Below are 17335 nucleotides of genomic sequence, written 5' to 3'. Positions count from 1 at the left end.
TGGTGTTATGAGCAGCGCTTCCAGCGCGGCCCCATTTTGAATGCGGCGGCTTCTTAGAACCCGCACTCCGCTTCAATTTCAAATATCGGCCCAGATATGGACACGGACTTCAAATCATTCTCCATGTCCACGCGGCTCATCTCATGGTCTCAAGGATTTCGCCAAAACGCGGCGAATTCTTACCTACGGACTCAACTAGAGCGCCTTGATTTAAAACAATGATCCGTTCACAAATTTGCGCATCGCGGCGGATATGCGTGGCGATCAGCAAGGTGCGTGGACCTGTCTTGACCGTGAGACGCTCCAGAACATCCTGTGCTGTTGCAGCGTCCAGCCCCTCGGTCGGCTCATCCAGCAGCCAGAGCGGAACATCGGTCAGGAAAAGGCGCGCCAGAGCCAGACGGCGTGCCTGTCCGCCAGAAAGCCCCAGACCGCCCTCGCCCAGCATTGCATCCAGCCCGGCAGGCAACTCAGCGATAAATGCGCCAAGGCCAGCGGCTTGCAATGCATCCATCAGTTCCTGATCGCTCGCATCAGCGCGCGCCAGCCGGAGATTGTCGCGAAGACTGTCCTGAAAAAGTTCTGTTCGCTGCGTGAGAAGACGGGCGGGCAGCACGGCAACATTGCCCCGATCAGCCGGAATTTCACCTGCGACGAGATTGAACAAGGTTGATTTGCCGGCGCCGCTCGTGCCTATAATGGCAACACGCTCGCCCGCTGCAATATCGAGATCGAGGCTTTTCAGGGCATCCCGGTCGGCGCCATCGTGACGCACGGACACGTTTTTCAGGTGAACGGCCGCGCCATTCTCCGGCTTCTTGGGCACCCCCAATTCGACATCACCGTGCAACTGGGGGGCGACGCGCTTTGCAGCGAGTATCGTGCGTCCAAGTTCCATCGCACCACGCCGCAAAGCAGAAAAAGGTTCCATCGCACCAAGGATGATAAGCATTCCGAGGGCTGCAACGGGTGCGCCGATAGTTCCTGACTGCATCAGCAATCCAACGGCGACGAGGCCACCTGCAAGCAATGCTGCGTGAACGATACCGAAACTGGCGCCAGTGACGATCTCTATGCGATTAAGCTTGCGATCCGAAGCGGCGACATAGCCGTCTGCACGCACCAAGGCCAGTTTCTGATCTTCCAGACGCCCCGCCATTAGAAGCTCGGTCTGCCCGGCAACCAGATCGACGGTGCGGGCGCGCAGCGCTTCCGTGCCCTTTGCGCGCTGTCGCATGGACTTTTCGGACTGGCGAGCTGCCGAAAGCGGAATGCCAAGACCTGCAACGAGCAAAACAAGCGCTACCAGCAGTCCGAATAACGGGCTCATCAGACCAAGCGCGATGCCGGCCACAAGCGCTGTCGCAAGTGCGGCACCGACAGGCACCACCACACGCAGATAAAGCGAGTCGAGTGCATCAATGTCTGCCGTCAGGCGGAACAGGAGACGCGCCGGACGTTTCAATAAAGCGTTTGCAGCACTCGGGCGCGCCCAGCTACGGAACAGCTTTTCGCGTAATGCCGCAAGGATTGCGAGCGTTGCATCATGGGTGACAAGCCGCTCCAGATAGCGGGAACCGGTGCGCAGGATAGCAAGCAGGCGAATACCGGCGGCGGGCGCGAACACGTCGAACACAACTGCGGTCGCAATGCTCAAGCCAGCAATCGCCGTTGCCGTTATGAACCAGCCTGACAGGCCGAGAAGAGCAATACCGGCGAGGACAGTTACGGTTGCCGTCGCGATACCGGCAAGAAGTGCCGTCCCCTTGGTCTGAAAGAAGAGCCGCAAAATCGGTTGTAATGACCGGAGACCGTTCATTCCGCTGCCCTCCTCTGCCAGACCGGATCTTTATCTTCGCTGCCATCCAGACGGATGATGCGATCCATTCTACGGGCAAGGGTTTCGTCATGGGTTGCGACCAGCAACGTCTTGCCTTTGGCGAGCCTGAGAAGACTGTCGGCAATGATCGTTGCCGTTTCCTGATCCAGATGAGCGGTGGGCTCATCAGCCAGAATAATATCTGCATCGGGATCAACTGCCGCACGGGAAAGTGCCAGCCGCAGGGCTTCACCGCCCGAGATTCCGGCACCGTTCTCGCCAATCAGGCTATTGCCGGTAATGCCGAGAACATGGCCGAGCGCCATGTCATCGATGATGGCTTTTGTGTCTTCCGCTTCGGCTTTTCGACCAAGCGTGATGTTTTGGCGGGCCGAACCGGCAAAGATATGCGGCTTCTGGCCGATCCAGCTCATCCGTGCGCGAAGCGCGGTTGCGGTTTCATCGCTAAGTTCAACACCACCGATTTCTATCCGGCCTGCTTGTTGAGCCGTCAACCCTGCAATGAGCGCCAGAATGGTGGACTTGCCGTAGCCACTCGGCGCCAGCAATGCCACGTGTTCGCCTGCCTCGATGTCGAGATTGAACGCATCGAGAACCTTGGTTCCTGTCCCATAACCGAAGTCGATATTGTGCAAAGTGACTGCGGGTGTATCGCCCATTGCAGTTTGACTTCCACTCCTGCCAACAATTGGCATCGGATGCTCAGCGAGCTTTTCCAGCGCGTCGACAGAGGCTTCACCCGCCGCACGATCGTGCCACACGGCTGAAAGATCGCGTAACGGTTCGAAGAATGCAGGAGACAGAAGCAGGACGAAAAGGCCTTCTGCCAAAGTCAACTTATGGCCCCAGGCTCCGAAGTTGAGCTGGCCCAGCAGATGAAAGCCGATATAAACCGCGACCATGGCAACGCCGATAGCAGCGAAAAGCTCAAGCACCGCCGAAGACAGAAATGCGATGCGCAAGACAGACATCGTCTTGGAACGCAAGGTTTCGGCATTTTCGCGCAAGCGGTTCGCCGTAGAATCCACGGCATGGAAAGTGCGAATGGTTGTAAGGCCCCGCAACCGGTCGAGCAGAAAGCCATTCATGCCGCCAAGGGCCGTCAATTGCTTTTCGCTGGCGGCCTTTGCACGCCAGCCGATCAACGCCATGAAGATCGGTATCAGCGGCGCGGCCACCATCAGGACAAGCGCTGCGGCCCAGGAATACCAGAGCACGACGGCAAGTATCGCGAATGGCACCAGCATGACGCGGATGCGGACCGGCACGAAGCGCGAGAGATAGGGAACGACCATTTCCGCCTGTTCGGCGAGAATGCTTGCCGCCTCGCCGGATGACGGGCGCGTGACGTCAAGCGGTGAGCGTTGCGCAAGCGCTGAAACGGCATTGATCCGCAGCCGGGAGAGTTCCTGCCGGGCAGCGTCGAAAGCTTTTGCTGCGCCCGCACTGTCGAGAATACTGCGTAGGCAACCGAGAGCGAAGATGCCTGCAGCACTGTAATAGATGGAATTATCAAAGCCTGTATCGGCCAGTCGCCCGATGGCATAAGCGAGAATACCCGCTTGCGGCAGCCACAGAAGTGCTGCCAACGCCTGTAGATATGCCCCCCGTTTCAGCAAGGACGGAACAGGACGACGATGCGGGCGGCGCGAACCTTTTTGATCGCCTGCCGCTTCGCCGTCTTCTGCCGTCACTGTTTCCGTTCGGGGGACAACGGATGTCACTCTCGCTTAGGCTCCTTTTTGGCCGATGTTCGCCCACGTCCGAGCGCCACGATCCTGTCCGTGGTTTCAAGGAAGCGGGTCACCTTGGCGCCAAGCGCCAGAAGACTGGTCAAACGGTCGGTATCGAGCCGCTTGACGTCGTCGTACCAGTTGGTCAGCCTTTCGATCAGGCCGTACATGTCCTTCATGCGATCCTGCGCATAAAGATCGCTTTCGCCTTTCGGCTGCTCCATCAGGATTTCGCGCAGAACGGTAAGCGTGGGATCGATCTCGCGCTTCTTGCGCTCTTCGGCGAGCGTGCGCAGGATCTGCCACACATCATCGGGCGTCGTGAAAAAATCGCGACGATCACCTGGAATGTGCTTCAGAAGCACCAGATTCCAGCCCTGCAACTCGCGAATGCCCATGGATACGTTCGAACGCGATACACCGAGAGCATCGACGATCTGGTCGGCGCATAGAGGCTCAGGCGATATATAAAGCAGCGCATATATCTGACCCACGGTGCGGTTGATGCCCCAACGGCTGCCCATTTCTCCGAAGTGGAGCACGAACGACTGAACGATTGGCGACAATTCCAAAATTCTCTCTCCCGTAAATTCTGAATTTTCAGAAATTACTGAAATTCAGATAATTCAAATGGCCTCATCCTTCAATCCGCTTGTCCCTGGCAAAGGCCCGAATGGACAATTGGCCGCAGCCCCGGGACACTCCTCCAAATGTCCGAAACGACGATAGGCCGCTGCTTCCGCTCCGCAGTCGGTGGGCAATCAGGCCAGGGATTCGGCAAATGGCAGATGGTGTTTCCGGTGAGCAGGATAGCCGGTCTTGAAGCGAACTCCAAAACAGGTCTCCGGTCAGCCCGGAAGCGACAGCCGCTGCGTCCATGACGGAGCAGCGAGTTTCCCCATTTGGTGCGGCGGAAAACGCTGGCTTTCCGCCCTCTCCGCACCCTCAAGCATGATACCTACAGACCTATAGCGGGTCGGAAGATGAAGGCAGCTCCTTGCTGTCCTGCGTTCTGTCGCGATGGATCACGGCGCGGCTGAGCAGCATGAGCGTTACCGGCGTTGTGACGACCACAAAGACGGTAATAAGCACTTCATGCAGAATCGGCTTCGATTGCAAGATGGAGAAAAATATTATCGACGCGATCAGGATGCCGCCAGCTCCGAAGGACGAGCCAAGTGTGGGCGCATGAACGCGTTCATAAAAGCTTTTGAAACGGACAAGCCCGATGCACCCGACGAGCGTAAGGAAGGCACCGGCGACCAGAAAAAAAGCAATAACTATAGCTGCCCATACGGGAAGTTCGCCTGCGTTGATCATTCGATCACCTCCCCGCGCATGAGGAACTTGGACAGCGCCACTGTTGCGACGAAACCAAGAAGAGCGATAATCAGCGCCGTCTCGAAATAGATGATGCTGCCCGTGCGTATGCCGAACGTAATCAGGAGAAGCAGCGCGTTGAGGTAGAGCGCATCGGCGGCGAGAATGCGATCCTGCGCACGCGGGCCTACAAGCAGCCTGTAGACCACGCAAGCCAGTGCACCGAGAAGCATCAGCTGAGCAGCAAGCAGGGACCAGAAGATGATAACTGCACTCATGCGGATTTCTCCTCTTCCATGATGTCAGCCGCTCCAAATATCTTGATAAGCGGCTTCTCATATCTTCCCTTGATCGTGTCCCGCCAGGCCTGCGCATCATCCAGATCGAGCACGTGGATGGTCAGTTCGCGTCTGGCAGCGTTGTAGTCCACCCAGGCCGTGCCCGGCGTTGCAGTGATGATGCAGGCGAGAACGGCAAGCGCGGTCCGGTTTTCCAGATCGAGCTGGATAACGACGAAGCCCGGACGCCGCTTGCGCTTGCGCGACAGTATGATGCCTGCCACCGCGATATTGGATTGCAGGATGTCGTAGCTCATGGTGCCGAACAGCCAGAGCATCGTCGGAACCGAACGAATATGGTTCTTCTGCGGTTGCAAGGCCGTCATGATGAGACACGCCACGAGCGCGATGATCGCGCCAAGCAGGAGCTGTGCCCGTGTGAAGCCGTTCAAAAGCAGCCAGAACAGCAGCAACGAGGCGAACAGAAGCGGATAAGGCAGGATTCTTTTCACTGTGCCCCCTCCGTTTCGGTGCCTGCGCGCGGCGTATTAAGGACACTGCTTATGTAGGATGCCGGATTATGCAGCGAACGCGCCGTTTCATCCATATAGCGCATGGCTGGACCGGCAGCGATTGTCAGAGCCAGACAGATTGCCAAAAGCCCTGCAATCGGCACAACTTCCCGCACCAGAACGCGCGGCACATTGCCTTCAAGAGAGGCCCAGAACGTGCGAATACCGGTACGCGTCATCGCGATCAGCGCTGAAAGGCCAGACAATAGAAGGAGCGCGACCAGTGCCCAACTTGCCGGGCTGACGGGCATTGCGAGCTGCGGTGTCGGACCATCACCGTTGAAAACGGCTGCAAGGATCAGGAACTTGGCGATAAAGCCGGAGAACGGCGGCAGGCCGATCAGCAATATCGCGCAAATGCCGAAGAATGTTCCCAGGACGGCAAGGGTCGCGGGCAGCACTGCCCCGATCTCGTCCTCGTCTTCTTCCTCCTCGTCGTCACCATAGGCTTCCATGGTAACGGCAAGAACGTTTGCAGCCGCATCCTGTCCGCGTTCGATCAATTCGATCAGCAGGAAAAACGCTGCAATGGTGAGCGTGGAACTGACCATATAGAATAATGCGGCGCCGGTCATGGCAGTGTTACCGCTGCCGATGGCAGCCAGCAAAGTGCCGGAGGATACGAGAATGCTGTAGCTGGCGAGGCGGCCCATTGCCTGCGATGCGACGACCCCGATCAGGCCAAAGGCAAGCGTGACCATCCCGCCGAAATAGAGCCAGTCATTGCCGAAACCATAGGAAGAACCGGCACCGATACCGAACATCAGCGGCGACAGGCGCAGAAGAACATAAATGCCAACCTTGCTCATGATGGCGAATACCGCTGCCACCGGTGCTGCTGCAGCCGTATAGGTTGGCGCAAGCCAGAAATTGAGGGGCCACATGCCTGCCTTGACGAGGAAGGCAACGCCCAGAACTGCCGCCCCTGCTTCAAGCAGCATACGGTCTTCAGCCGCGACCTGCGGAATTCTCTGTGCAAGATCGGCCATATTCAATGTGCCGGTCACGCCATAGATCAGGCTGACACCGATCAGGAACAGCGAGGAAGCGACAAGATTGACGGCAATATAGTGCATGCCAGCCTTTACGCGTGCCGGGCCAGACCCATGCAGCGCCAGACCGTAGGAGGCTGCCAGCATCACCTCGAAGAAAACAAAGAGGTTGAACAGATCGCCAGTCAGAAATGCGCCGTTCAGCCCCATCAGCAAAAGCTGAAAGATTGTATGGAAGTGCGGGCTGGCCTTGTGCCAATGCGCGAGTGCGAAGCTGAGCGAAGCCATACCAAGCAGGCTGGTCAGCATAAGCATGAGTGCCGCTAGCCGATCCAGCACCAGCACGATGCCGAAAGGTGCGGGCCAGTTGCCAATCAGGTAAACCAGAGCGTCGGGCGCCTTGTCGCTCGCCATGCCGGCAAGCGTGATGGCAAGCGCAATCAACCCCAAGGTCGAGATGGAGTTGATGGCCATCTTGAGTTTGCGCTTGCGCTCATCGAACAGCAGCAGGACAGCCGCGGTGACGAGCGGCAGGACGATTGGAGCAACGATGAGGTGCGTTTTCCAGTCCAACATCAGTTCTCCTTGCCGTCCACGTGGTCCGTACGTGTCAATCCGCGCGAGGCGAGCAGCACGACAAGGAAAAGTGCGGTCATTGCGAAACCGATGACGATGGCGGTCAGAACGAGCGCCTGTGGCACCGGATCGGTATATTGTGCGGCCTGAACGTCAACGCCGCTGTCGAGCACGGGGGCAGCATTCGTGCGCAAGCGTCCCATCGAAAAGATGAAGAGATTGACGGCGTAGGAAATCAGCGACAGGCCGATCGCTACCTGGAATGTGCGCGGGCGAAGAATGAGCCAGACGCCTGATGCCATCAACACGCCGATTGCCAGAGCAAGAACGAGTTCCATCAGTTCTCCTCCTTCGTTGCGGCGAGCTTCTCGACACGATGCTTACGCAGCGATTGGTGCGCGAGAGCGATCAAAACAAGGACGGTAGCGCCCACCACGAGGGTGAATACACCGAGATCGAACAGCAGGGCGCTGGCCGTCGGCATTTTTCCGATATGCGGTATTTCCGTATACTGGAAGAACGTGGTGAGGAACGGATAGCCGAAGAACCACGATCCTGCGCCTGTTGCAGCCGCAAACAGCAAACCCAACCCGATCCAGCGCAAGGGCAGAATGCGCAAGCGGTCTTCTACCACTCGCGCGCCTGACGCCAGATATTGCAGCAGGAATGCAATTGCGAGCGTGATGCCGGCCGCAAATCCGCCGCCTGGCAGATCATGACCGCGCAGGAACAGATGCACTGCCAGCACAATGATAACCGGGAACAGCCATTGCATGATGACGGATGGCACGGCCAGATAATCAGCCAGTGTCTCGCCTGCCTTGCGGTCGGGTGCGGCCTCGTCATAGGCATCCTGAATCTTCTGCTGGGCAGTCGATCCGGTTGTGTCGGGCGCAGGACGGAAACGGCGCAGGAGCGCAAAGACTGTAAGACCTACAATGCCGAGAACGGCGATTTCGCCAAAAGTATCGAAAGCGCGGAAGTCGACCAGAATGACGTTCACGACATTCTTGCCACCGCCACCTGAATAGGCGTTTTCGAGGAAATAGTCGCCAATGCTGCTGGGCGACATTCGCGTCATCACCGCGTAGGCGATGACCGCTACCCCTGCTCCGCTGCCGATTGCAAGCAGCAAGTCGCGATAACGGCGGATGCGCGGGCCAATTTGTACCGGGAGCGGATCAGGATCTTCCCAGCGCTTCGGCAGCCAGCGAAGTCCGAGAAGCAGCAAAACGGTGGTGACAATCTCGACCAGCAACTGTGTCACTGCAAGGTCGGGCGCGGAAAGCCAGACGAAAGTGATGCAGGTGACAAGCCCTGCTCCGCCGAGAAGGATCAGCGCTGCCAGCCGGTGATATTTTGCCTGATAGGCCGCGCCGATGGCGCAAGCTCCACCGAGTATCCAGAGACCGGCGAAGATCGGGTCCACAGGCTGGGCGCCGAGCGAGCCGGACTGCAGGCCTGAAGCGAAAATCGGCCAGGCGGCTGCAAGGACGGCCACCGCAACCACAATGCGAAGCTGCGGCTGCAGACGGCGCGTACTGAGGAATGATTCTGCCTTGCGCGCCCAGTTCCATGACAAGGTCACCAGAACACGCTCGAAAATGCGCTGTCCTTGCAAATGCCGGAAGAATGGCGGGCCGTCTTCACTGGTTGCGAGATAGTTCTTCAGCATCCAGTGCAGAAGAATACCGCCGATCATGGCGACGATACTCATTATCAGCGGCAGGTTGAAGCCGTGCCAGACCGACAGGCTATATTCAGGGGTGGCCTGCCCCAATACCGACAGAACAGCCGAATGCAGGAACGGTCCGATGGAAAGGCCCGGAATGATACCGATCAGCAAGCAAAGCAGAACCAGGAGCTCGATAGGACGGCGCATCCAGTGCGGCGGCTCGTGCGGCTCATGCGGCAGGTCATGCGGTGGTGGCCCGAAAAACGTCGAATAGATGAAACGTACGGAATAGGCGACCGTGAAAATACCGGCAATCGTGGCGACGTAAGGCGTGATCGTATCGAGCCAGGACGCCATGTGCGTTTCAACCGCTTCAGCAAAGAACATTTCCTTGGAAATGAAGCCATTGAGCAGCGGCACGCCCGCCATGGCTGCACTCGCCACCATGGCGAGCGTCGCCGTATAGGGCATGGGCCGCAACAACCCGCTCAGCTTGCGCATGTCGCGGGTGCCGGTCTCATGGTCGATGATGCCCGCGGCCATAAACAGCGATGCCTTGAAAATCGCATGGTTGACCATGTGGAAGATTGCAGCAACGGCGGCAAGCGGACTGCCAAGACTAAGCAGAACGGTAATCAGACCAAGGTTACTGATGGTCGAATAGGCAAGCAGCCCTTTGAGGTCCTGCTGGAAAACCGCGAAGAAGCTGGCAATCAGAAGCGTGATGAGACCAGCCGAACCAACGATCCAGAACCACTCTTCCGTTCCGCTGAGAACCGGCCACAGGCGCGCCAGCAGGAACACGCCTGCCTTCACCATGGTTGCCGAATGCAGATAGGCCGATACGGGTGTGGGCGCCGCCATGGCATTGGGAAGCCAGAAGTGGAACGGAAACTGCGCGCTTTTTGTAAAGGCCCCGAGCAGGATCAGGATGAGCGCCACGCTGTAAAGCGGATGCGTCCGCACGATGTTGCCCGCTGCCAGCACCTTGTCGAGATCGTAGCTTCCGACAATATGGCCCAGGATCAAAACGCCTGCGAGCAGGCAGAATCCGCCGATACCCGTTACGGTCAGTGCCATGCGGGCGCCGTCGCGGGCGCTGGCATTGTGATACCAATAGCCGATCAGTAGGAACGAGAAGATGCTGGTCAACTCCCAGAACACGGCCAGCAATATCAGATTGCCGGACAGGACCACGCCGAGCATCGATCCCATGAAGGACAGAAGGAACGAGAAGAACCTCGGCACCGGATCTTCGGGCGACATGTAATAACGCGCATAAATGACGACCAGCAGGCCGATGCCCGTGATGAGCATAGCAAAAAGCCAGGCAAAGCCGTCCATCCGAAAGGTGACATTGAGGCCATAGGCCGGAAGCCATTCCACGGTGCCGTGAAGCACCTTGCCGTCCGAAACAATGGGATAAAGGCTGGCGGTTACGACAAAGGCGACGAGCGCAATCGCTGCCGTAAACCAGGCCGAACCGCTACGATCAGCCCCCCTGAATAATCCGGTTATGGCGCTGCCAAGAAATGGTAGAAGGACAAGCAGGAAAAGCATTCTGCCGTCCATCATCATGCGCCACAGGCCTCCTAGCCGAAATCAAGGTTGATCCGAAGCAGGCACCGCTCAAGAAAACAGCAACAGAATCGCTCCGGCAAGTTGTAGAGAGGAATCATATATTCCGATGGCGTTATTATGACCGGCCACGGAACATTATGGCAATAGCTTTCAATGGCTTATCGCATGGATTTGAATCATTTTATCGTTCTCCGCACCGGAAAATCTATAATTCATCGACCACTGTCAATCGCGATACCTGACTGTTGGCTATACTGACCTGAAAACCTTTCAACCGGATGACACAAAACTTCTCGTGAATTTTTGCCGCAGAAGCGGCTTCATCCTTCAAGCAAGACAACCGATAGCCGCTCAGCCTGAACGCGGATGTCCGGGACGGCAGTGACCTCCCAGAATGCGCCTTTCGTCACCGGGCCGATAGCGAAAAACGGACCGGATGGCTCTCCTCGCGCATTAAGAACTTGCAGATCACGCGTGACATCGAAACCGAGATCGAGCGTATCGGGGCGGGCCAAGCCATGTTCCATGAGGCCGATCAGTGCCGCATTGCGGGTTGTCGAGAAACGGGGATTACCGCCACGACAATCGATAACGGTCGATACGTACAGTTTTTCGATCTGTCGGCTATGCCGCGCGCGATAGCTGATTGCTATTCCCTGACCTTCGTCGCGTACCGAAACAAGATGACCTGCGGCGACTTTAAGTTGGCCGCTGTTCACGGCAGATTGGATACGTTCCGCGACAGCCGGTGCCATGCGATGTCGATGCACATCCCACCAAGGACGCAGATGACGGAGAAAGCTGCGACGTTGCGACATCGGCAACCCCGCCCAGATATGCTGCGTATGCGGACGTAGGCCATCCATCACGCCGCGCCAGCCGGAACCGGATTTTTCCGCTTCAACCATCATGGCGCGCACGCGCTGCATAAGCTTCGAAATGCCCAGCGATACCGGCAGATCGTCTGCTCCGATTGGAAAAGCTTGTGCGGGCGCATGAGACGCGGGCAGAAGCCCACGGCGCGAAATCGCATATATTTCAGCATCATGGCCGTTATCGAGCAGCGACAAAACGCTATCGATCATCGACAGGCCTGTGCCGAATATCGCAACCGGAGCATCTGTTGGCACATCGAAGTAGCCATTGCTCGACCAATATTCCGTAACGTGATTGTCGGATTTTGCGATGGCAGCTTCGTTGCCCGTCGCCACGATTACAGCATCGGCGATGAACTTTTCTCCAGTCTCGGTGGTAATGGTCGGTCTGCCGTCCTTCAGCGCGACATCGACAACGCCGGTCTTTTCAACCGTCAAACGTGTATCCTCGTCGGAAAGATGAGGCGTGATCAGATGCTCCAGATAGGAGCGATAGAGCTTGCGAGGCGCAAAACTGTGCGGTTCCCACGAATAGCTGGCGCCGGCAATGTCGCTCGACTGCAACCAGTTTACGAAATGATCCGGTTGGTCGGGAAATGCGCTCATATTGCTGGCGCGGACATTGAGAAGATGGCTCGGGTTTTCCGTTGCATAAGCAATCCCTGCCCCCAATTGGCCGGAGCGCTCGAAAATTCGCACGACTGATTCTGGTGAACGCCGGAGCAATTGTGCAGCCAGAATGATACCGCTCGCACCGGCTCCGATGATGATAAATGACTTCAAACTATCGTGACCTCTTCCCGTTTCACGAAAACGACGCGAAAGCGCGTCGTTATTTCATCGACCCTAAATCCCACTGTTTTAGTTAGATTCCAATAAACAATTGCGCTTGTAAACCCCATAAAGCCGCAGAAGTTGCACTGTTCAGGCTCTTGTATAGCGCCAACGACGCATGGGTGCGGCGATCAAAGTGTAAACAGTAAAGCCCGGCTAACAACGGATCGTTGACAGTGTGTTTCAGAAACACGGGCTGGCTTCAGCAGCCAAAATAACAATATTTCCTTCAACATCATTCATGAGGTTGTCTTGAAAATCCCAAGCCTGACAGCCTGTTGGACCGCTGAAACACAGGACAGAGTAATGAACAATTCCCTGCTGAATTCCATCAAGAAGCGCCGCACGCAGTACGCTCTGGGCAAGTCTCTTCCACTGTCGAATGAAGACACTGCCGAGCTGATCCGTGAGGCGGTCAAGCACACGCCTTCCTCTTTCAACTCGCAGAGCTCGCGCGCTGTGATCCTGTTCGGCGACGAGAGCGACAAGCTCTGGAACATCGCGAAGGAAACGCTTCGCCAGATCGTTCCTGCCGACGCTTTCGCGCAGACGGAAGCCAAGCTCGACAGCTTCGCTGCCGGTGCAGGCACGGTTCTGTTCTATGAAGACCAGAACGTCGTTAAGGGTCTTCAGGAAAACTTCCCGCTTTATGCCGATAATTTCCCGGTCTGGTCTGAACAGTCGGGCGGCATGGCACAGCATTCGGTATGGACCGCACTTGCCAATGCGGGCATCGGTGCCAGCCTTCAGCATTACAATCCGCTGATCGATCAGGAAGTCGCGAAGGTCTGGGATGTTCCCGCCTCGTGGAAGCTGCGTGCTCAGATGCCGTTCGGCTCGAACGAACAGCCTTTCGGCGAGAAAGCCTTCATGGACGATGCAGACCGCTTCAAAGTGTTCTTTTAATCATTTGATTATATAGAACGAACAAAGCCGGAGGAATTTTCCTCCGGCTTTTTCATAGACCTGTTAAGCCCGTGCGGCGATTGAGCTTTTTCAGGTGTGATGCGTTCGCATCTTAACGCCCTGCTATAAGACACTATTCTCCGTCGAAACTGAACGGCGGTAATTGCTCCAGCGCGGACTTCAGCGCCTCCGACCAGCTTTCCGATACGGTCTGATAATAGGGATCGGTGGCCTCAAATCGTCTGCGGGCACCAGTTTCAAAGCTGCCCGTTTCATAAATCTGCATGTCGAGCGGAAGCCCCACGGACAGATTCGCTTTCAGCGTGGAATCGAAGGATACAAGCAGCAGCTTCACCGCTTCCTCGAAACTCATCCGCTCCTGATAGGCGCGTACGAGGATCGGCTTGCCGTATTTGTTCTCGCCAATCTGGAAGAAGGGCGTATCGGCTGAACTCTCGATGAAGTTGCCCTCGGGATAGATGTAGAAAAGGCGCGGTTGTCCGCCCTTGATCTGCCCGCCAAGAATGAAAGACGCACCGAAAGCATCGGCATTCTGCCCTCCGGTGGCAGAACTCTGGATCACTTCCTTGACGGTATCGCCGACAAGACGTGCAACCTGAAACATTGATGGTGCATCGAAAACTGACGGATGCCGGTCAGCCGGAGCCTTCATGCGTTCTTCCAGAAGACTCGCGACAGCCTGCGTCGTCGCAAGATTCCCCGCCGAGAGCAGAACAATCACGCGCTCGCCGGGCTTGGACCAGCTTCGCATCTTCGAGAAGACAGAAATATTGTCGAGCCCGGCATTTGTCCGCGTATCGGACATGAATACAAGGCCGCGATCGATTTTCATTCCAACGCAATAGGTCATAAGCAATATCCGGCAGGCAATTCGCTATCGAAAAAGATCACTGCCCTACATTGATGTGAACCGCAAGGCTTTCCACCGTACCGCCGAGACGGACCCCCGAAATCGGTGCCGCATCACGATAGTCGAGGCCGGTTGCAATCCGCACATAACGGTCATTTGGGCATATATTGTTGGCGGCATCGAATCCGACCCATCCAAGTCCGTCGATATGGGCTTCGGCCCATGCATGGCTCGCGGTTTGTTCCTCCACGCCTTCCATCATCAGATATCCTGAGACATAACGCGCCGGAATGCCAATCAGACGGGCTGCGGAAAGGAATATATGCGTGTGATCCTGACAAACGCCTTTTCCGGTTTCCAATGCGCTTTCGGCATCGGTTGAAACGCTTGTCGTTCCCGGCATATAGGCGACCGCCTTGTGGATGGTGATCATCAGATCGTGCATCAGGGCAAGCCGTTCCTGCCCAGTTGAAAGGCCGCTCGCCAGTGCCTTGATGCGTTCGCCCGGCGCGGTCAAAGGCGTCTCGCGTTCGAAGAGCCAGAGAGGCGCATATCCATAGACAGGCCCCAATACGCCCACCCTGTCTTCCACATCGATACTGCCGCTGGCGGTTATGACGATCTCGCTGACATTACGCGTATGCTGGACCAGATCGGTCTTGTTGCCAAAACCGTCGACATAGGAAACCTCCGGCTCACCGCCTTCGATTTTCAACTCCCAGTGCTTGACCATCTGGCCTGGTACCGTTGGCGGACGCAGCCGCAACCTCTGGACCGCATAGGGAACCGGATGCTCATAGCGATAATGTGAAACGTGCCGGATGTTGAGCAGCAAGCGAAGACCTCAATAGAAATTATAGGTTTCTGCGATCTCGTTACCGAGCCGGTTGTTGCGGGTAATGAATTCGGTCAGGAATTCATGCAAGCCCACGTCGAAGATCGCGGATATGTCCTGATTTTGCAGGCTCGCATAGATTTTGTCCGCTGTCTCGTGGCAGGCGGCTCGATTGCCATAATCTTTCGACAGATAATCCAGATGTTCGGCGATGCTGCGATAGCAGTAATGGAGCGAACGCGGCATGCGGCCATTCAGGATCAGGTAATCCGCAACCTGTGCCGGACGGTAGTCACCGTCATAAACCCAGCGATAGGAACGATGCGCAGAGACCGATCGCAGGATCGATTCCCATTGATAATTGTCCAGCGTCGTGCCGACATAGGAAATGGCAGGCAGCAGGACATAATATTTCACATCGAGAATGCGGGCCGTATTGTCAGCACGCTCAATGAAAGTACCGAGGCTTGCAAAGTCAAAGATTTCGTTGCGCAGCATCGTGCCGTGGAAAGAGCCGCGAATGAGCGCTGTCTCGCGCTTGATCTGATCGAGGAGCTGCGGGAGGTCACTTTCCTTCAACGGCTTGCACAGCGACTTTTTCAGCGACATCCATGCTTCGTTGACGCTTTCCCACGCCTCGCGTGTCAGCGCAGTGCGCACCATGCGAGCATTGGAACGCGCGGTTTCAATGCAGGTCATCACGCTTGATGGATTGTCTGCATCGCGCAGCAGGAAGTCCGCAACATTGGCGGCGTTATAGACGTCGTATTTTGCAGAGAAGCCCTGACTTGCACCCGCTGAAACCGCGACCGATGACCATTCCTCCGGCGCGTCAGACGTTTTCGTCAGTGCCATGCGAAGTCCCGCATCGACAAGGCGCGCCATGTTTTCGGCGCGCTCTATATAGCGGAACATCCAGTAAAGTCCGTTTGCCGTACGGCCAAGAAGCATAAATCATTCCCCTTTTCGCGCCCTGATCTTTTTGTCAGTTGCAGCACGTCAATCCAATTGTTTCAGTCGTCGAGTACCCACGTGTCCTTGGTTCCACCGCCCTGGCTGGAATTCACGACAAGCGATCCCTCCTTCAATGCCACGCGGGTGAGCCCGCCGGGTGTGATGCGGATGCGATCCGAAACCAGAACAAATGGGCGGAGATCGACATGGCGTGGCGCAAGCCCGCTCTCGGTGAAGATAGGTGTCGTCGAAAGTGCAAGTGTAGGCTGCGCGATGTAATTGCGCGGCCTTGCCTTCAGTTTTTCCGCAAATGCATCGCGTTCGGCCCTCGTCGAGGCCGGTCCGACAAGCATTCCATAGCCACCGGAACCGTGTACCTCCTTGACGACAAGCTCGGCGAGATTGTCGAGCACATAAGCAAGGCTGTCCGGTTCGGAACAACGCCAGGTCGGCACGTTTTCGAGAATGGCCTTGCGGCCCGTATAGAACTCCACGATCTCCGGCATATAGGAATAGATCGCCTTGTCGTCGGCAATGCCGGTTCCAGGCGCATTGGCGATCGTGATATTCCCTGCCCGGTAGACATCCATGATGCCTGCAACGCCGAGCGTCGAATCCGGCCTGAATGTCAGCGGGTCGAGAAATGCATCGTCCACACGCCGGTAGAGCACGTCGATAGCGCGATAACCTTGTGTGGTCCGCATCGCCACACGTCCGTCAACGACGCGCAGATCGCTTCCCTCGACCAGTTCGACGCCCATCTGGTCGGCAAGGAATGCGTGTTCGAAATAGGCGGAATTGTAAATGCCGGGGGTCAGCACCGCGACAGTCGGCACATCCTGCGTGCCGGGAGGTGCAACACTTGCCAGCGACTGGCGCAGCAATTGCGGGTAATTCTCAACCGGGCGAACCTTGACGTTCTGGAACAGCTCGGGAAAGAGCTGCATCATCGTTTCGCGGTTTTCCAGCATATAGGAAACGCCGGATGGCGTGCGGGCGTTATCCTCCAGCACATAGAACTGGTTCTCGGCGGTGCGTACAATATCGACGCCGATAATATGGGTGTAGACATTGCCCGGCGGGCGAAAGCCGATCATTTCTGGCAAGAAGGCTTCATTCTTGGAAATCAGGTCTTTGGGAATGCGCCCTGCCCTGACAATCTCCTGCCGGTGATAAATGTCATCGAGGAAGGCATTGAGCGCCATGACGCGCTGTTCAATACCCTGCGACAGACGCCGCCATTCCTGCCCGGAAATGATACGCGGGATGATATCAAAAGGGATGAGGCGCTCGCCCGCCTCCTGATCGCCATAGACAGCAAAGGTGATACCCGTCTTGCGGAAAACGCTTTCCGCGTCATCGCTTTTCTGCAGAAGTTTGTGCGGGTCTTGGCTGTCGAGCCACTGCTTGAGAAATTCGTAAGGCTGGCGGACATTCCCGCCATGATTGAGCATCTCGTCGAATGGCTTCACTTAATTCCCCTTCTTTTTCCC

15 protein-coding genes are annotated in these 17335 nt (G+C 56.7%); 1 reads left to right on the top strand and 14 read right to left on the bottom strand.

Translation table 11 applies throughout. The features are described 5' to 3' along the window. Positions 1-136: 136 nt before the first annotated feature. The 10 genes from cydC to F9K94_RS14560 all read right to left on the bottom strand — a co-directional run bounded on the left by cydC (position 137) and on the right by F9K94_RS14560 (position 12225). Entirely contained in the window at positions 137-1819 is a 1683-nt protein-coding gene (gene cydC, locus F9K94_RS14605) for a thiol reductant ABC exporter subunit CydC (protein WP_151646488.1), read from the bottom strand. Beyond that, positions 1816-3564, bottom strand: a complete 1749-nt coding sequence (gene cydD, locus F9K94_RS14600; protein WP_151646486.1) for a thiol reductant ABC exporter subunit CydD — start codon at positions 3562-3564, stop codon at positions 1816-1818. Before cydD ends, cydC begins: the two co-directional genes overlap by 4 nt. Next, on the bottom strand, positions 3561-4145 hold the full coding sequence (locus F9K94_RS14595) for a GbsR/MarR family transcriptional regulator (RefSeq protein WP_192799317.1): 585 nt from the start codon (positions 4143-4145) through the stop codon (positions 3561-3563). Before F9K94_RS14595 ends, cydD begins: the two co-directional genes overlap by 4 nt. Positions 4146-4539: 394 nt before the next feature. Continuing rightward, a complete protein-coding gene (gene mnhG, locus F9K94_RS14590; protein ID WP_061345280.1) occupies positions 4540-4893 on the bottom strand; it encodes a monovalent cation/H(+) antiporter subunit G in 354 nt (117 codons plus the stop codon). After that, complete coding sequence (locus F9K94_RS14585) at positions 4890-5171, bottom strand: K+/H+ antiporter subunit F (protein WP_010658733.1); 282 nt, start codon at positions 5169-5171, stop codon at positions 4890-4892. Before F9K94_RS14585 ends, mnhG begins: the two co-directional genes overlap by 4 nt. Then, positions 5168-5683: a Na+/H+ antiporter subunit E gene (locus tag F9K94_RS14580; protein ID WP_151646484.1), complete on the bottom strand. Its 516-nt coding sequence runs from the start codon at positions 5681-5683 to the stop codon at positions 5168-5170. The genes F9K94_RS14585 and F9K94_RS14580 overlap by 4 nt, the downstream gene beginning before the upstream one ends. After that, complete coding sequence (locus F9K94_RS14575; RefSeq protein WP_151647670.1) at positions 5680-7308, bottom strand: monovalent cation/H+ antiporter subunit D; 1629 nt, start codon at positions 7306-7308, stop codon at positions 5680-5682. The genes F9K94_RS14580 and F9K94_RS14575 overlap by 4 nt, the downstream gene beginning before the upstream one ends. A 2-nt stretch (positions 7309-7310) precedes the next feature. Next, entirely contained in the window at positions 7311-7649 is a 339-nt protein-coding gene (locus tag F9K94_RS14570) for a Na+/H+ antiporter subunit C (RefSeq protein WP_010658730.1), read from the bottom strand. After that, the gene (locus F9K94_RS14565) at positions 7649-10564 is read right to left on the bottom strand and encodes a monovalent cation/H+ antiporter subunit A (protein ID WP_151646482.1); all 2916 of its coding nucleotides are present in this window, start codon (positions 10562-10564) and stop codon (positions 7649-7651) included. Before F9K94_RS14565 ends, F9K94_RS14570 begins: the two co-directional genes overlap by 1 nt. Positions 10565-10887: 323 nt before the next feature. Then, the gene (locus F9K94_RS14560) at positions 10888-12225 is read right to left on the bottom strand and encodes an FAD/NAD(P)-binding protein (protein ID WP_151646480.1); all 1338 of its coding nucleotides are present in this window, start codon (positions 12223-12225) and stop codon (positions 10888-10890) included. 357 nt (positions 12226-12582) lie between these two features. On the opposite strand from F9K94_RS14560, the gene F9K94_RS14555 reads away from it, so the two are divergent. Continuing rightward, entirely contained in the window at positions 12583-13182 is a 600-nt protein-coding gene (locus tag F9K94_RS14555; RefSeq protein ID WP_151646478.1) for a nitroreductase family protein, read from the top strand. Between the two features lie 133 nt (positions 13183-13315). Here the strand turns inward: F9K94_RS14555 and F9K94_RS14550 are convergent, their stop codons facing one another. From F9K94_RS14550 to F9K94_RS14535, 4 genes are all read right to left on the bottom strand, one after another. Beyond that, positions 13316-14053 carry a proteasome-type protease gene (locus F9K94_RS14550; RefSeq protein WP_151646476.1) on the bottom strand — a complete coding sequence of 246 codons (738 nt, stop codon included), beginning with the start codon at positions 14051-14053 and terminating at the stop codon, positions 13316-13318. 37 nt (positions 14054-14090) lie between these two features. After that, entirely contained in the window at positions 14091-14888 is a 798-nt protein-coding gene (locus F9K94_RS14545; protein ID WP_151646474.1) for a transglutaminase family protein, read from the bottom strand. 9 nt (positions 14889-14897) lie between these two features. Further along, the gene (locus F9K94_RS14540; protein WP_151646472.1) at positions 14898-15839 is read right to left on the bottom strand and encodes an alpha-E domain-containing protein; all 942 of its coding nucleotides are present in this window, start codon (positions 15837-15839) and stop codon (positions 14898-14900) included. A gap of 62 nt (positions 15840-15901) precedes the next feature. Next, positions 15902-17314 (bottom strand): circularly permuted type 2 ATP-grasp protein, encoded by a 1413-nt coding sequence (locus F9K94_RS14535; protein WP_151646470.1) that lies wholly within the window; start codon positions 17312-17314, stop codon positions 15902-15904. Positions 17315-17335: the final 21 nt, after the last annotated feature.

Source organism: Brucella tritici, assembly GCF_008932285.1.
In the GTDB taxonomy this organism is placed as follows: domain Bacteria; phylum Pseudomonadota; class Alphaproteobacteria; order Rhizobiales; family Rhizobiaceae; genus Brucella; species Brucella tritici.
This window is presented reverse-complemented; position numbering and strand designations above follow the sequence as displayed.